General features: G+C 50.8%; 10 protein-coding genes and 1 pseudogene. 5 read left to right on the top strand and 6 right to left on the bottom strand.

The window, feature by feature from the left end; translation table 11 throughout:
• Nucleotides 1–141: 141 nt before the first annotated feature.
• Nucleotides 142–1,173: an anthranilate phosphoribosyltransferase gene (locus tag BC351_RS33445; protein WP_079419206.1), complete on the bottom strand. Its 1,032-nt coding sequence runs from the start codon at nucleotides 1,171–1,173 to the stop codon at nucleotides 142–144.
• Nucleotides 1,170–1,814, bottom strand: a complete 645-nt coding sequence (locus BC351_RS33440; protein ID WP_244209258.1) for an ANTAR domain-containing response regulator — start codon at nucleotides 1,812–1,814, stop codon at nucleotides 1,170–1,172. Before BC351_RS33440 ends, BC351_RS33445 begins: the two co-directional genes overlap by 4 nt.
• A 467-nt stretch (nucleotides 1,815–2,281) precedes the next feature.
• Here BC351_RS33440 and BC351_RS33435 point away from each other — a divergent pair, with 467 nt between their 5' ends.
• Genes BC351_RS33435 through BC351_RS33420 form a run of 4 tightly spaced genes read left to right on the top strand, consistent with a single transcriptional unit; the run spans nucleotide 2,282 to nucleotide 8,529 of the window.
• Nucleotides 2,282–3,526, top strand: a complete 1,245-nt coding sequence (locus BC351_RS33435; RefSeq protein ID WP_079419202.1) for a nitrate/nitrite transporter — start codon at nucleotides 2,282–2,284, stop codon at nucleotides 3,524–3,526.
• Nucleotides 3,527–3,579: 53 nt separating this feature from the next.
• On the top strand, nucleotides 3,580–6,003 hold the full coding sequence (gene nirB, locus BC351_RS33430; RefSeq protein WP_079419200.1) for a nitrite reductase large subunit NirB: 2,424 nt from the start codon (nucleotides 3,580–3,582) through the stop codon (nucleotides 6,001–6,003).
• A 30-nt stretch (nucleotides 6,004–6,033) separates the two neighbouring features.
• Nucleotides 6,034–6,384: a nitrite reductase small subunit NirD gene (nirD, locus tag BC351_RS33425; RefSeq protein WP_244209257.1), complete on the top strand. Its 351-nt coding sequence runs from the start codon at nucleotides 6,034–6,036 to the stop codon at nucleotides 6,382–6,384.
• A 57-nt stretch (nucleotides 6,385–6,441) separates the two neighbouring features.
• Nucleotides 6,442–8,529, top strand: coding sequence for a molybdopterin oxidoreductase family protein (locus BC351_RS33420; protein ID WP_079419196.1), 2,088 nt, complete (start codon nucleotides 6,442–6,444; stop codon nucleotides 8,527–8,529).
• A gap of 7 nt (nucleotides 8,530–8,536) precedes the next feature.
• Here BC351_RS33420 and BC351_RS33415 read toward each other — a convergent pair whose 3' ends face one another.
• From BC351_RS33415 to BC351_RS43060, 4 genes and pseudogenes are all read right to left on the bottom strand, one after another.
• Nucleotides 8,537–11,740 (bottom strand): Lhr family ATP-dependent helicase, encoded by a 3,204-nt coding sequence (locus tag BC351_RS33415; RefSeq protein ID WP_244209264.1) that lies wholly within the window; start codon nucleotides 11,738–11,740, stop codon nucleotides 8,537–8,539.
• Between the two features lie 84 nt (nucleotides 11,741–11,824).
• A pseudogene (locus tag BC351_RS43650) lies at nucleotides 11,825–12,889 on the bottom strand (DEAD/DEAH box helicase); the annotation flags it as partial.
• Nucleotides 12,890–13,567: 678 nt separating this feature from the next.
• Nucleotides 13,568–13,804, bottom strand: a complete 237-nt coding sequence (locus BC351_RS33410) for a hypothetical protein (protein WP_144028602.1) — start codon at nucleotides 13,802–13,804, stop codon at nucleotides 13,568–13,570.
• A 16-nt stretch (nucleotides 13,805–13,820) separates the two neighbouring features.
• Complete coding sequence (locus BC351_RS43060; protein ID WP_208629879.1) at nucleotides 13,821–14,198, bottom strand: hypothetical protein; 378 nt, start codon at nucleotides 14,196–14,198, stop codon at nucleotides 13,821–13,823.
• 294 nt (nucleotides 14,199–14,492) lie between these two features.
• Here BC351_RS43060 and BC351_RS33400 point away from each other — a divergent pair, with 294 nt between their 5' ends.
• Entirely contained in the window at nucleotides 14,493–16,511 is a 2,019-nt protein-coding gene (locus BC351_RS33400) for an S-layer homology domain-containing protein (RefSeq protein WP_244209263.1), read from the top strand.
• Nucleotides 16,512–16,599 lie beyond the last annotated feature (88 nt).

Below are 16,599 nucleotides of genomic sequence, written 5' to 3'. Positions count from 1 at the left end.
GATAGTCCATAAAAGTCGGCTCAGAGGGGGAGGCAGCGAGTCGTGCTCGAGCCTGCCAAAAAGGTAGTCTCAGTCGCGAAAAGCCCTTTACTAGGAATTCCAAAGGATTCCTAGTAAAGGGCAGCAGTAAGGCTTTGTTGATTAGGTGGCGGAGACCAGTTTGATGGCTTCTGTCCACTCGTTGTATTTCTGCAGAGCTGTTCCTTGCTCAATAGCATGGCGGGCCAAATAAATGCCTTCTTCGATGGAACCGGCTTTTTGGGAAACCCATAAACGCACGGCACTATTCAACAGCACCATGTTCAAATAAGGAAGTTCAGCGTCACCGCGCAGGACGGCAAGGGCAGTTTCGCCTTGCAGCTGAGCTGTCCATTCAACTTCAGGCACTTCAACCATTAATTCGTAAATTTCCGGATCGACAATGAATAATTCACTGACACCATCTTGGATGAGATAAGTCCGCGTACGTTTGTCGACGGAAAGATCTTCCGAGCCTTCCATCCCCTGCACGACAATACCTTGTGAAACGCCTAATTCGATTAATAAATTGGTGATCTTCTCGAACACAGTGCCATGAAACACACCGACGGCCATATAGGGGGCTTCGGTGAAACGAAGCAGCTTTTCGGCGGTATTGAACACGGTGCGCAGTCCGAGTTCCTGACGCAGCACGCGCAGCTCGCCAAGCGGCGGGCACCAGCTTTCTGTGGGCGTGAACAGGAAACCTGTTCGAGCCGCGGCCGATATGAGTGCTTCGCGTGAAGCGGCAAGCACTGGAACGCCTAGCGCTGCGAGCACATCCGACAGCGTGATGCCCCATTTGGGCGGCATGCTGGGGCTGCCGTGCAGCGTGGCAGGAAGACCGCATGCGGCGAGGACGAAGGCGGTAGGCAAGGTAGCGATGAACGTACGCGTTCGTCCATCGTAAGGTCCGGCGCAGTCGATGCTGCCGGGAATCGGATAAGCTTTCGTTCGTTTGCGCAGCGCATGAATGAATGCTTTGATCTCATCAGGTGATTCCATTTTGATGCGTTCAGCGACGAGAAAAGCGCCCATTTGCGCTTGAGTCGCAGCGCCTGTAATAATGAGCTCCGCAGCTTGGGCAGCTTCTTCATACGTCAGATCTCTTGCTCCGCGTTTGCCGCGGCCCACTTCTTTGAGTAAAGATATCATCGTTTCCGACCTCCTTGGTTCTGATCCTGCAGTATTTGATACACCTTGACGATGGAGGTAGCAACGTCTACCATTCTTTTCCGTTCATTCATCGCTTGTTTACGCAAAAAGTCATAAGCCTCCGCTTCGGAGATGCCTTTAATTTCACATAAGATCCGCTTCGCCTGATCGACCCATTTGCGCTCTTCCAGCTTGGAAAGAAGCTGCTCGCGCTCCTGCTGCCACTCCGTTCGTTGGAAATAATGATTCACACCAAGCAGCAAGGCGCAGTGCACTTCAAGCGGCGTCATCGTTGAGCCGATCAATCCATCAATGCCAGCATTCATAACGCATTCATTTGAGGGAAAGGTGTGGGAGTCGCACCACCAGAACAAGGGAAGACTCTTCATTGCTGACACACGAGTGCGCCAGGATTCTACTTGACTAGGGCTTACAGATAATAATACAGCATCGACCTTAGGAATGATAAAGGAAATTTCTTTTACAGCAGCAGTCGAGTAGACGCGAAAACCCAAGTCCTTCAGCATCTCGGCAGGCAGGAATTTCTCGGTAGAAGAGGAAGAGTTCAGCTGATGAGGCGACGAGGAGGTAGCTGAGCGAGCTGCTTGCAACTCGTCGATCAGGATAAATGATTGTAACATTTGAATACCTCCATCGTGGTTTGCTTTATATATGGCAACTTCATGTGAGGTTTGTTGCTTGTGTGAATGATTGCACGGCATTACTATAGCATATGACCTTGAAATTTGTCGATATGTCACAATGGATATCATGAAAGAAAAATATATGTTATGTTTATTGACATAACCAAAGTGTCATACTATAATCAAAGTAGAAATCGGCACAATGATGTGCCGCTAAGCATCACTAACGAAGGCAATGGCGCCTATCCCCTTACAATTACGTAACCGGATAGGCTTTTTATGTTCTGTTTGATCCCTATCAATTAACATGCTGCTCACGATGATGTGACAGCAGTGGCAAAGAAGCCGATAAGCATCCCACCATGTCTGGGGATAGTTTGTCGGCCTTTTCTTGTCAAAAAGCGCTCAGGTACGGTAGGGTAGAAAAAAGAAGGCGAAAAGCCTCGATAAAGGAGAGGGAATGCATGGTTGATCGGAAGAGTTTTTTGCAAGTTGGGCACAAAGGGTCGTTATTCAGTTCGTTTTTGTATTTTGACATGAGTTTCATGGTATGGGTCCTACTTGGTCCTCTTGCGGTTATTCTCGCCAATGATTTTCATCTGGATGCGGCACAGAAGGCGAATTTAGTTGCATTGCCTACGCTCGGTGGCGCAGTTCTTCGATTAGTACTAGGGGTTCTGACCGATAAAATAGGGCCAAAGCTAACAGGACAGATTGGACTTACCTTAACCTTAGTCCCTTTGTTCTGGGGCTGGCAATTCGCGAACAGCATGGGAGATATGTATTTCGTGGCACTGATGCTCGGAATTGCAGGAGCCAGCTTTGCAGCGGCACTGCCCTTAGCCAGCAGCTGGTATCCGCCGCAGTACCAAGGCCTGGCGATGGGCATCGCAGGGGCTGGCAATAGCGGAACTATTTTCGCTACTTTGTTCGCTAATCGGCTCGCCCAGCATTATGGCGACTGGCATGTTGTTTTGGGGATTGCCATGATTCCGATCGTAATAACACTTGTTGTCTTCAGTATATTGGCGAAAGATAGCCCCAATAAACCGGCTCCGAAGACGATTGCCGAATACGGCAAAGTATTGAAACAAAAAGATTCTTGGTTGTTTTGTATGTTATACAGCGTTACCTTTGGCGGTTTCGTAGGGATGTCTACTTATTTAACGATTTTCTTTAATACGCAATATGGCCTTTCGCCAGTTCGAGCAGCCGATTTCACAACGTTATGCGTGATTGGCGGAAGTTTCTTCCGTCCGGTCGGGGGATGGCTCGCGGATAAAATCGGCGGCATACGCATGTTAATGGTGTTGTACGGGATTGTTGCAATCATGATGGCCGGTATTTCTACGCTTCCTGCTCTTTCGCTTACAACCGTGATGCTGTTCATTGCCATGATGGCCTTTGGGATGGGCAATGGTTCTGTGTTCCAGCTTGTACCTCAGCGTTTCCGATCCGAAATCGGCGTTGTTACAGGCATCGTTGGAGCGGCAGGAGGCCTTGGCGGATATTTCCTGCCCAAAATTCTCGGCAATATCAAATTATCTACCGGTTCTTTCACTCCGGGCTTCTTGATCTTGAGTGCAATCGCGGCAATCTGCATCGTATTAATCGCGCTAGTGCAAGGGCAATGGAAACGGACCTGGATTGGTGAGGGCGGTAAAGTGAAAGCAGCACCTGCTTCTATAGAAAGTGTGCAAGTCTTATAGATATCCATTGTTGCCCCGGTGATAGGAGAGACATATCAGAGAGGAAGATGATCATGACTCAAAAGGAACAGCTGGTATTGGTCGGAAATGGGATGGCGGGCGTAAATGCGGTGGAACACTTGCTGAAGCTTGCACCGGATAAATATGAGATCACTATTTTTGGCAGTGAGCCGCATCCGAACTATAACCGAATTTTGTTGTCTTACGTACTTTCCGGGGATTCCCAAGTCGAAGATATTGTCATTCATCCTTACGAGTGGTACACGAATAACAAGATTACCTTGCACACCAATCATACGGTTACTCAAATTGACACAACCGCTCAAACGGTAACGAGTGATAAAGGGTTAACGGTTCCTTATGATAAATTGATTTTGGCGACAGGCTCCAATCCATTTATGATTCCGCTGCCTGGTGCGGATAAAGAAGGCGTCATGGCGTATCGGACCATTCGGGATTGTGAAATCATGATCGAGTCTGCCCGAAAATATAAAAAAGCGATCGTCATCGGCGGCGGTTTGCTTGGTTTGGAGGCAGCGAGGGGCTTCCTTCATTTAGGGATGAAAGTAGATGTTGTTCATATTGTCGATACGATTATGGAACGTCAGCTGGATCGCACCGCATCCAAAATGCTTCAAGCGGCACTCGAAGAGCAAGGAATCAACTTTCTCCTCGCCAAGCAGTCCGCAGAAATCATCGGTGACAAACGCGTTGCTGGTCTAAAATTCAAAGATGGTACGGTTGCCGAGGCGGATTTGATCGTAATGGCTGCAGGGATTCGTCCCAATGTTGAACTTGCCAGAAATTCCGGTGTAGACTGCAATCCAGGTATCATCGTAAACGACTATTTGCAAACGAATGTGCCTGATGTTTATGCGGTAGGCGAATGTGCGATGCATAGAGGGGTAGCCTATGGACTCGTTGCTCCTCTGTATGAGCAGGGCGCCGTGCTCGCCAAACATTTGGCAGGCGTAGAAACAGCTCCGTACGAAGGTTCCATTCTGTATACGAAGCTGAAGGTTTCTGGGGTTGATGTTTTCTCGGGCGGTAAATTCGTCGATGCCGAAGGTACGAAAGCCATTCGCATCCATGACGAGTTCACAGGTGTCTATAAAAAAGTGGTTATTCAAGACAACAAAATCATCGGTGCGGTTCTTTTTGGAGATACGGCAGATGGCACACGACTCATGCAAATGATTCGAGAAGAAACCGATGTGAGCGCCATGCCCAAAACAGCGATTCTGACAGATTCATCCAGCGGCAGTGGCTCAGCAGCAGCCGGAGCAGCTGACATGAAGGATGATGCTATTATCTGCGGCTGCAATGGCGTTACGAAAGGTACGATTTGTTCAGCGATCAAGGGGCAAGGGCTTACGACCGTGGATGAAGTGAAGAATTGTACAACAGCTTCTCGTTCATGCGGCGGCTGCAAGCCGCTCGTCAGTGAGCTTTTAGCCTTCACATTAGGAGATTCTTATGATGGAAATGCGGCCAAGGAATCGATCTGCGGCTGTACCGAGTTTGCTCGTGATGAAGTGGTTGAAGCCATTCGGGATAAAGGTTTATCGCATGTGCGTGAAGTAATGAACGTGCTGGGGTGGAAAAATGAAGAGGGCTGCTCCAAATGCCGCCCAGCGCTTAATTACTATTTGGGCATGGTAAGCCCTGGCACGTATCAAGATGACAGCACCTCGCGATTTGTTAATGAACGCATGCATGCCAACATTCAGAAGGATGGTACGTATTCCGTCGTTCCAAGGATTTATGGCGGTGTCACGAATCCAACCGAATTGAAGCGGATTGCTGAAGTAGCCGAACAGTTCCATGTTCCCACTGTGAAATTCACTGGCGGTCAACGTCTCGATTTGCTTGGTGTGAAGAAAGAGGATCTTACGGCGATGTGGGAAGCATTGGATATGCCGTCTGGATATGCGTATGGGAAAGCTTTGCGTACTGTGAAAACTTGTGTAGGCGATACCTTCTGCCGCTTCGGTACCGGGGATGCGATGGGGGTTGGCATTGAGCTGGAGAAACGATTTGAACGCTTGAATACACCAGCCAAGGTGAAGCTTGCGGTATCCGGCTGCCCGCGAAACTGTGCAGAGTCAGGCATCAAGGATTTGGGCGTTGTCTCTGTAGATGGGGGTTGGGAACTTTATGCGGGAGGCAATGGCGGAGTGAAGGTTCGTGTCGGTGACCTTTTGACAACGGTGAGAACAGAGCAAGAAATTATTGAATACACAGAAGCCTATCTGCAATACTACCGTGAAACAGGCAAATACGGGGAGCGTACCAGCGAATGGGTTCACAGACTTGGCATCGAGCATATACGTGACGTGGTCCAAAATGAAGAAGAACGCAAACAGCTGTGCACACGCATGGAACTTGCGCTTTCCGTTACGAAAGATCCATGGAAGCAAGCGATTGAAAGCAAAAAAATTCAACGCGATCTCTATGAAGTTGTCGAATTGACCTAGCAGTAGAAGATGGCCGGGAGGGGCAGAACGATGAAAACACAAGACGAGCAACTGGTATGGGTGCAAGCCGTATCTTATGAGGATTTAGCCGTAAACACAGGGAAAACGATTCGTTATCAAGGCGAAGAAGTGGCGTTATTCAAAATGAAAAGCGGCAAGCTGCTAGCCATTCAGAATCGTTGTCCTCATAAAGAGGGCGTTCTGGCCGAAGGCATTGTCTGCGATGATCACGTCTTCTGCCCCATGCACGATCGCAAGATTCATCTTCCTTCGGGGCTTGTTCAAGCGCCTGATACAGGCTGTGTTCGCACGTATACGACCAAAGTGCTGGATGGATCTGTCTATATCGGCTTCCCGACAGAGGAAGAAATGGCCAGTTAAGCAAGCAATGAAAAACTTGGATTAGCAATAGAGCGCTTGGTATTGGGGGTGAGGAGCATGTTATCGCAAGATCAGCCTTCCTCGCACTGCTGCTTTTGCAGTATGCAGTGCGGGCTGGAGATCATGCCGAATGAGAAAACCTCGGTTTTGATGACAAAGCCAAGTCCAAACTTTCCGGTAGCGACGAACCGTCTATGTCAGAAGGGATTAAACGCCCTTGATCATGTGCTTCATCCTGAACGCATTATGGAGCCATTGCTCAAAAGCAAAGCGGAGCCGCATGGTTGGCTAAAGGTTTCTTGGGAACAAGCTTATGCGGACATCGCGAAGCGGATTAAAGCGTTGCAAGAGACGTATGGTCCGGATGTCGTTGGGGTGTACGGCGGCGGTTCTTTGACCAATGAAGTTAGTTATCTCCTTGGCAAATTTACACGTGTTGCGCTTCGCTCCAAATATATCGATTACAATGGCCGCTATTGCATGTCTTCGGCAGCGGCAGCCAGCAATCAGGCGTTCGGTATCGATCGGGGAATGACTATGCCATTAACGGAAATTCCGAATGCCCAATACATCATTCTGGCGGGAACGAACATTGCAGAATGCCAGCCAACGATGATGCCTTATTTGATGGAAGCGAAGAAGAAAGGCGCTGTGATCGTCACGATTGATCCGCGGAATACGATGACCTCCAAGGTCGCTGATATTCATGTACGGCTGCAGCCAGGCTTCGATTCTGTGTTTATTAATGGCTTGCTGCACATAATGATTGAGGAAAAGCTTGTCGATCAACGTTTCGTTCAGGAGCGAACCTCCGGTTTTGAGCTATTGAGGGAAGCTGTGAAGTCCTTTACTCCGGCAAGAGTTGAAGAGCTGACGGGAATTCTTGAGGCTGTTCTACGGACTATAGCGCGAGGGTTCGCCAAGGCGGAGACGGGGATTGTGTTAACCGCACGAGGCTTGGAACAACAAGTAAACGGTGTGGAAAACACGTTGAATTATATCAATTTGACCTTGGTGACCGGTAAAATAGGGCGTAAAGGCTGCGGCTTTGGTGCCGTAACCGGACAAGCGAATGGTCAAGGCGGACGCGAGCATGGGCAGAAGGCGGATCAGCTGCCGGGCTACCGATTGATCGAAGATCCGGCCGCTCGCGAGCATGTCGCCAAGGTGTGGGGAATTGATCCGCAGGAATTGCCAGGCAAAGGTGTTTCGGCCTATGAGCTGCTGCAAAAGGTAGATGAAGGCGAAATTAAGGCACTCATCGTTCTTGGTTCCAATCCACTCGTATCCAGTCCGAACAACCGGATGGTGGAGCGTGCGCTTCAGAAGCTGGATCTGCTGGTCGTGGTAGACATGTTCGAAAGCGAAACGGCGCGTTACGCACACTATTTGCTGCCAGCCTCCTCCTTTGCCGAAGCAGAAGGCACCATGACGAATCTGGAAGGACGTGTGTTCCATCGTCAGAAAGCGATGGAGCTTCCGGGCAGCTGCAGGTTTGATTTTCACATTATTTGTGAGTTGGCAGAGGCCTTAGGGCGTGGCGCCTACTTTCAATATACGGGTGTTGAAGACGTGTTTCGGGAGTTAGCTGCGGCAACAGCTGGCGGCAAAGCGGATTACAGCGGCATTACGTATCAGAGGCTTCAGGAGGAGAAAGGGATATTCTGGCCTTGTCCTGCCCTAGATCACCCGGGGACTCCGCAATTATTTGAAAGCCGCTTTCATCATCCGGATGGCAAAGCGAAATTGTTCGGCATTCAGCCGAAAATGCCGGCAGAGCCGATTGATGCGGAGTACCCTTACGTGCTGACAACAGGCCGGCTTGCCAATCATTATTTGAGCGGCGTGCAAAAGCGACGGACAGAGGCTTTGAACAAGAAGGCTCCGGTGCCTGTTGCCGAAATTCATCCATGGCTGGCTAAGCGCATCGGACTTGGAACGGAAGGGAAAATCCGCATCACGAGCCGCCGAGGCTCCTTGTGTGTTGAGGTGAAAATAACAGAGGGGATTCAGCCTCGGACGGTTTTCGTACCTTTTCATTGGGGAGATGAACTCTCCATCAATGTTTTGACCAATGATGCGCTCGATCCGACCAGTCGGATGCCGGAATTCAAAATTTGCGCTGTCAACATCGAAGCGATATAGACCGTACTCAGCTCAGTTGGCTAGGCCACAGGACGAAGCTGGTGCGGTCTTTTTCTGCGCCCAGAAGTTTGAGATAGGCCTGTTCCGGCGCTTCGGAGATGCGTACGCCATTCCAAGTATCAATGACGATTTTGCGCAGCTGATGTTGTTTCAAAAATTGACGGAACATGAGTTTGAGTTCCTGAACGATGATAGATGGATCGCTAGCGGTATCTGCCAAAGAAGTGATTTGGTAAATTCGCTTGCCGTTATTTTCAATCCAGTAGAGCCACTCGCTGCCTTTGAGTGCTAGGTAATTCCCCTGTTTCCGTGCGAAGGAAATACCCGCAACCTCTGGCCAATCGAGCAGAAGTCCAAAAGGATTGGCTGGATCGACGGCACTTACGAGTGTGAACTTGGTTTGACTAGCCAGAGGAATAGCTGGCTGCTGGTGCAGCAGGCTGATAAAGGTCTTGGTCGCGAATTGCAGCGCATGCAAGTCGGCAATAAACAACCCTCGAACAACAATTCCCCATTCTTCCAATTGACGGAGCGCGGACTGAATAGCTTCCCATGGGAATGGACAGAACGCTGAGACCACATCCTTGGTGACAAGCCCAAAACGTTCAAGCAGGTGATGGGTCCACTGCATGGCAGAAGCCTGCTTGTCAAAAGTTGGTTCATACAAGCTGCTAAGGGCGTACCAGCGGCCAAGTCCAGACTGGAACTTGTCCGGTTTCTTCGAGGCGCCCATCGCATGAAGCCTCAGTGGCGCGAACTGATCATTGGCAGCTTGACCATCCCATACCAATTGCAGCAATTCCTCCAACAAGACAGAAGGCGGCTTGCCAGTTTCAATCCCGAGCTTACTCAGAAAGCTCGCCCCTTTCTCCTGCAGCAGCGTTAGCAGATAGGGCTGAGAGACAGGCATGTGGCTGACTGCGGCAAGACAAGGCTCAAAGAGAGAATGGCTTTCTGCCAGAAAGAAAGCAATCCGTCCTTCCTTCTCGCCCGGCTCTTTGCGGCCAAGCCAGACAATTTGCCCTGATGAGCACAAGGTATCCAAATCTTGCTTGCGGTAAGCAAGCTGACGCGTTGGGAACAAGAGTGACTCCCAGTGTGACACAGGCAAGAAGAAGCCTTGCAAATCTTGAATAATTGCAAGCAGCTCTTCCATCCCTGGCACATCAGCGCGATCCGAGAGCTTGCGTCTCAGGGGCATATGGGCCAGATAGGTGAATGGCGAAATAGCTCCGCCGCCACGGCGATAGGATTGCAAGGACAGGCGAATTAGCCGCGAGGCGACTTTACTGCTGGTCCACAGCTCTTCCGTGCCTGGATCGGCAAAGGGTGCTTCAGCAATCTGCTGTGAGGCAAGAGCGGTCTCGACCCAGCTCGCTGCGAGCTGAGGATCAATGTCGAAATGGACCGCAAGTTCTTCGGTCGTGAACGACAGCTTCCCATCGGCAAAGCGCTGAAAAACGAAGGAGCGGGACACGGCGTCGCTGGAAAGTGAGGCATAGAACGCCATTTCATCCTTGCAAATATATCGCGTCGTTGTCGAGAAGTAAGCCAGTGCTGCTTTGCCTTGCTGCACAAGCTCATCCATCCAAGCAGCTACAAGCGTTTCGGAGGCGGCACTCACCTTGACGAGCTCGGGAATAGAGGCATCGCCGCGCTCCTTCAAAAAGCGCAGCACCTCCGCAGCTGAAGCCAGAGGTTCGTCAGCTTTGGCGAGCTTCTGCTCTTCGGCCTCCATAATTTGCGGGCTGACCGCACGGCGAATGGCTTCCGCGCCGAAAATATCAGCCGCCATCTGCCGGCTGAAGCCAAGCAGTTCCACTTGCAAATCCTCCGTCAAAGCGTCGGATTCATAGATTTTTTGCGCGACATAATCGGATTTGAATTGTGCGGCAAGCGGTGAAGGAAAATGGTTGCGATGTACCGCGATCTGAATCGTACCAAGTTGAATCACTTGCAGAATATGCTGCAAATGGGGCAAGTCGACATGCTCCTCCAAACACTCGCGCATGGCCTCCTGAAATAACGGAAAGCGTTCCTTGAAGGGAAGGGCTTCCTTGATCAGTTCTTGCCCGCGCAGCCGCTTCAGCCAAGCGGGGACGCGCGTAAAGCTGCGGGAAAGCAGCAAGGATGTTTCAGCTAACCGCTGGAAGGCTGCGCCAAACATGCCGGATTCAGCTACGGCTTCAATGACGTACTGCTCCGCTTCTATGAAAGAGATAGAAAGAATGGCGGGTACAACCGCATCCTGCAAGGATGGGAAGATAAGCTCGATGCCATTATCCTTCGCATTTGTATAGAGGGCAGCCAGTCCATGCCGCTTGAGCTGCTTCTCAATCGCCATCAGCCAAGTGCGGTTTAATTTACGGCCGAACAAGCTATGCAGAATATAGTGGGCTTGATTGTTTTCATCAAGAAAGGACTCAATGACTAGAGTTGTATCGGTTGGAACGGTATTCACGGCAATTTGATTGCGGACGAGACTGATCAGCGATTGACTGGCTTCTATGCCAAAAAAGTACTGTTCGCTTAGCCAGTTTAGGACAGCGAGGTCTGCCTCGGTGCTGCTCTGGGCTTGCAAACGATCGCGCAGCTCGCGCCAAAGTTGACCCGTTTGAACGCCGAGCTCAAAGGATTTGCCGCCGCTTTCCCCGCGCCAGAAAGGGATTTCACTGTAGCGATTGTCCGCTTCCTGGACATAGATGCGCTCCGGACGCTTGCGGACGATTCGCCAGGAAGCGGTGCCCAGCTGGAAGACGTCGCCGACTGACGACTCATGGATGAACTCTTCATCGAGCTCTCCGAGATGAAGGCCGGTTTCGTTGTGATGCACGGGATAGGCCGTGCTCTGCGGAATGGTGCCGGCGCCGGTTAATGCAGCCATTTGCGTAGCTGCCAACCGTTCGAGACGGCCGGTTTCGCGATCCCATGCGATGAGCGGACGCACGAAAGGGTAAAGCCCTGACAGCACTTCAAGCATGGCTAACCAGCGCTCCTCCGGCAGCTCGTGGAAGGAATCGCTCTGCGCCAGCAGTCGCGCCAGCTGCGCGACATCCAGCTCGTCGCCCATCGCGCCCATCGCGACGAGCTGCTGCGCCAACACATCGAGGCTGCCCCGCGGAATGCGGATGTCCTCGATGTCGCGCGCGGCGATCCGCCGGCTGAGCACGGCCAGCTCCGGCAGCAGGCTGCGGCTGCGCGCAAGCAGCACGCCTCGGCTGACGCTGCCGACGGCGTGGCCGGCACGGCCGATCCGCTGGATGCCTGCGGCAGCGGAGAACGGGGAGTCGATCTGGATGACCAGATCGACATGACCCACGTCGATGCCGAGCTCCAGCGACGACGTGGCTACGAGGCAGCGAAGCTCGCCTGCCTTGAGCAAGCGCTCGACCTCGAGCCGCTTCTCGCGGGCGACGCTGCCGTGGTGGCTCTTCGCGATCTCATGACCGACATGGTCATTGAGTCGCAATGTCATTCGTTCGCACAGCCTGCGGCTATTGGCGAAGATCAGCACAGTGCTGCAGCCGTCCATCAGCTGCAGCAAACGCTCAACAAGAGGCGTCCATATCTCCTCTTTGTCCGCTCCGGGCTTTGCAGGCTCCGGCATCGTCACCTGCAGGGCGTACTGCTTCTCGGCTTTGCTCTCGATAATGCCGACCTGCCGCGGCTGATCCGCTTCCCAGCCGCCCAGGAAGCGGGCGACCCGCTCGATCGGCTTCTGCGTGGCAGACACGCCGATCCGCTGCACGGATCGCCCGCACCACGCGTCCAGCCGTTCCAGCGTGAGCGACAAATGCATGCCGCGCTTGTCTGCTGCCAAATCGTGGATCTCGTCGACGACGATCTGTTCCACGCTCTTCAGCATCTGTCTCGCGCGCGGCGAAGTGAGGAGAAGGTACAACGATTCCGGCGTTGTCACCAGCAAATCGGGCGGGTTTTTCAGCATCGAGGCTCGCGTGCTTTGTGTGGTATCGCCCGTTCGCACGCCAACCCGCAAGCCGTGCCAATCGGCTTTCTTCGGGGAGGAGGCAGCAGCTTCGTCAATTTCTGCTATAAAATGAATCAAATGATCATGAATATCGTTATTTAACGCCTTGAGCGGCGTTACGACTAGAACACGGACACCGGCTTGATAGCTATCCCCAAGCGATTGCTTTGTTTTTGCAACCCGGTCCATGCAAGGCAGCAAAGCTGCCAGTGTTTTTCCTGATCCCGTAGGAGACGAGATGAGGGTATGTGTGCCGGAAATAATGTGTTTCCAAGCTTGCTTCTGCACATCGGTGGGTTCACCGAAACGGGAAGAAAACCAAGTCCTCAGAATCGGATGAAAATGAGATAGCTTCAGCGCATTGTCCGTCATTTCGTTCGCTCCTTTGCTTACACTTTTATCCAACATAGCATAATGTGAGGGCTAGCGCCAAACCTATGAGCCCTTCGCGACTCGAAAAGTAAGCTCAAAGTGCTGCATGCTCTTGGATTTTCTAGCGCTTGCCTAGAAAGCCTGCAAAAGTGCATCCTTTTTCAGCAATATCGCAAGAAAATTGGAAATACCTGCGATTGTGCAGGCTTTTTAAGCTTTTCCTCTCAGGATGCGGAAAAAGGTCTCCAAAGGATGCATAATCGCAGGCTTTTCACGTTTTTGCTGATTTCTAAGAGGAAAAGGATGCATATTTGCAGGAATATGCGAAAAAGTGCGACATAGACGGGCTTGAGGCAATCTGCCAGCTTCGGTATGAGGACGTCGCTTGTTTAGGGTATGAGGACGTCGTCTGTTTAGGGTATGAGCGTCGATAGGTTTTTGACATCTCTATGCCTGTATAGAGGTGAAGCAGCAAATTCGAGCTAAAAAGGAGCCTCGCTTCGAATCGGGGCGCAGAGGAATACCCACGTAAGAGCAAGACCACAAATCTTTGGACACGATTCCGTGACCACAAGGAAGTATTTTGGGTATCTTCGAGATGCCAATATTCCCTTTCAGCTTTTTAAAGAGGCAGTGCAGTTCTCACAAAGTTGATCTACACAAGCAAAAGTGTGCCCTTCAGGGCCGAGAGGTCAGCTCAGCCCTTTTTGCCGCCGGACTTCCGGTGATTTTTAGGTTCACGTTTGAGGTCACTAGACAGCGGCCGGCTGCTGTTGTGCGAGTTTTGGCCAAATTGCCGCCTAAGTTCCTTATTTTCGTTTTCGAGGTTTTCAACCTTGGCAACCAGAGACATGAGGGGGACTTCATGGATGCCGAATCACTGAGCATAATCCGCTTAATTTCTTCTATATTCATGATGCACCTCCCCTCGTCAGCATTTCCAGTACTTCCAGCCTCCGGCACTTCCAGCACTTCCAGCACTTCTATCACCCAGCACGAGCACCAGCACCACCAACACCACCACCAACACCAACACCAACACCACCGGCACCACCAGCACCACCAGCACCACCAGCACCTCCGACACCACGAGCACCACGAGCACCACGAGCACCACCAGCACCAGCACGAGCACCAGCACCAGCACCACCAACACCACCGGCACCACCAGCACCTCCGGCACCACCAGCACCACCGGCACCACCGGCACCACCGGCACCACCAGCACCACCGGCACCACCAGCACCACCGGCACCACCAGCACCAGCACCACCGGCACCACCAGCACCACCGGCACCAGCACCAGCACTCCAGCACCACCAGTACCACCAGCACCACCGGCACCAGCACCAGCACTCCAGCACCACCAGTACCTCCGCCCTCCTATTCATTCTTGCCAGTGGTAATTTCCCGCAAATGATTTACACATTCTGACAGTTTATTTACACCTTGTATGATAAATTTGTTAAGCCGTATCTAGGATGTTGATATAGATTGGTTATTTATTTTGTGGTAATTATAAGGTCACCCTCCTAATAATAACCAGACGTACGAATTCTTCTGATACACGCAATATTCTAAGTTAAAAGGAGAGTGAAGCTTGGTGTTCAAAAAAGTCGTAGCAACTTGTCTAGCTTTTGTTATGATCACGGGAGGCAGCACGGCCGTTTTGGCAAAAGATAACGGTGCTAAAAATGAGGACAAAAAAGTTGAGATTCATCTGACCTTTGACGATTTGCAAAGCGCGGAATGGGCAATCCGCTATATCGCCAGCTTGGCATCGAAACGTGTATTTGATGGCTATGAAGATGGGACGTTCAAACCGCATAATACTGTTTCGCGGATTGAAGCGATTACGGCTGCCGTTCGTTTGATGGGGCTTCGCAGCCAGGCTGAATCTGCGTCGGCCATGAATACCAAATTGAACTTCAAAGATGCCAATCAAATTCCTTCATGGGCGGTTGGTTATGTCGCTGTCGCTTTAGAAAATGATTTGTTTTCGGAAAATGATGACAGTGTTCAGCCTCAAAAGAGTGGAGACCGCTTGTGGGCAACGACGCTTCTGGTGAAGGCATTGAAATTGGAGGCACAGGCGAAGGCGAAAATGAACACGACGCTGTCTTTCAAAGACGCGAAGCAGATCCCGGCAGGTTCTGTTGGCTACATTGCTGTCGCCATTGAGAAAGGATTGGTCGATGGCTTCGAAGATAATACATTTAGGCCCAACCAATCGGTCACACGGGCTGAGCTTGCGGCGCTGCTTGATCGTACAGGCGGACAATTGCCGGATCAAGGGAATAACACGCTCACAGGCACGATTACTAAAGTAGTTGCGAATAACACGCTAAGTATCAAGAGTTCTGGAACAACATCAGCGTATTCCCTGCACCCGGACGTATTCATTTATCGGAATGGGGCCAAAGTAAACGCTTCTGCGTTACAAGCAGGGGACGAGGTGAAAATACGTACATTTAATAATCAGGTCGTTTTCATCGAAGTAACCAAAGCTGTGCAATCCATCCTTTACAGCGGCACCGTGAGTGCGGCAGTGAGCAATAATACGTTGACGTTAACGAAGGCTGGCGCTACCTCTACACTTGCGCTTCACCCAGATGTTGTCGTCTATCGCAACGGTATGAAAGTGAATGTCTATGATTTGAAAATTGGTGATGAAATCAATATTCGCACATCGGACAATAAAGTCATTTACATTGAAGTCACGCGATCTGTTGTACCTGTTTCCAGCAGCGGGACTGTCAGCTTGGCAGTGAGCAGCAATGTGCTGAGGCTGACGAAATCAGGTGTTGCCACCGAATATGTCCTGCACCCGGATGTTGTCATTTATCGGAATGGTGTGAAGGTCAATGCTTCCGCTTTGCTTGTCGGGGATGAGGTAAATGTCCGTACGTCCGACAATAAAGTTATCTTCATTGAAGTGACGCAAACGGCGCAAGCCATCACCAACAGCGGAACTGTCACTGCGGTCGTTAACAATAATGTGCTGAAGCTCCAGAAGTCAGGTGTTCCTTACGAACTGCCGCTCCATCCCGATGTTATCGTTTATCGCAATGGCCTGAAAGTCAACGCTTCCGAGCTGAAGGTGGGGGACGAAGTCAACATTCAAACGTCCGAAAACAAAGTTATTTACATTGAAGTTACGAAAATGGTTCAAGCGATTACAAACAAAGGCACAGTCAGCGCTGTAGTCAGCAACAATGAGCTCAAGCTTACAAATTCGGGAGTTATAACTACCTTTACGCTTCACCCCAATGTTGTTGTTTATCGAAATGGGAAGAAGGTCAAAGCTTCTGATTTAAAAGCAGGCGATGAGGTCGATATCCGTACCTCTGATAATAAAGTCATTTATATTGAAGTAACCAAAATGATTGATGCGGATCAGCCGTTTGAACTTTTAGGCACATTAAAAGGAACTACCCTCAATGCCCAAGGCGGGCTTGCAACGATTTCTATCGTTCAAACGATAGATGGTAAAGAACAAACAACGATTTATACGGTGTCCACAGGTGTCACTGTTTCGGGCAACTTGTCCTTGTTTACCGAAGGTCATCTGATTCAGCTGAATGGCAAGAATAAGGTTGTAACAGCCATCATTGTCAAATAAGATTGCTTTCCTTCCGGAAATAAACAAAAACCAGTCCAAAGATCACGCATTTCCGTGTCTTGGACTGGTTTTGTTGTAGGCAGGCAAA

The organism is Paenibacillus ferrarius (assembly GCF_002027705.1).
GTDB lineage: Bacteria > Bacillota > Bacilli > Paenibacillales > NBRC-103111 > Paenibacillus_E > Paenibacillus_E ferrarius.
The sequence above is the reverse complement of the archived record's forward strand: the minus strand, read 5'-3'. Positions and strand labels throughout refer to the sequence as shown.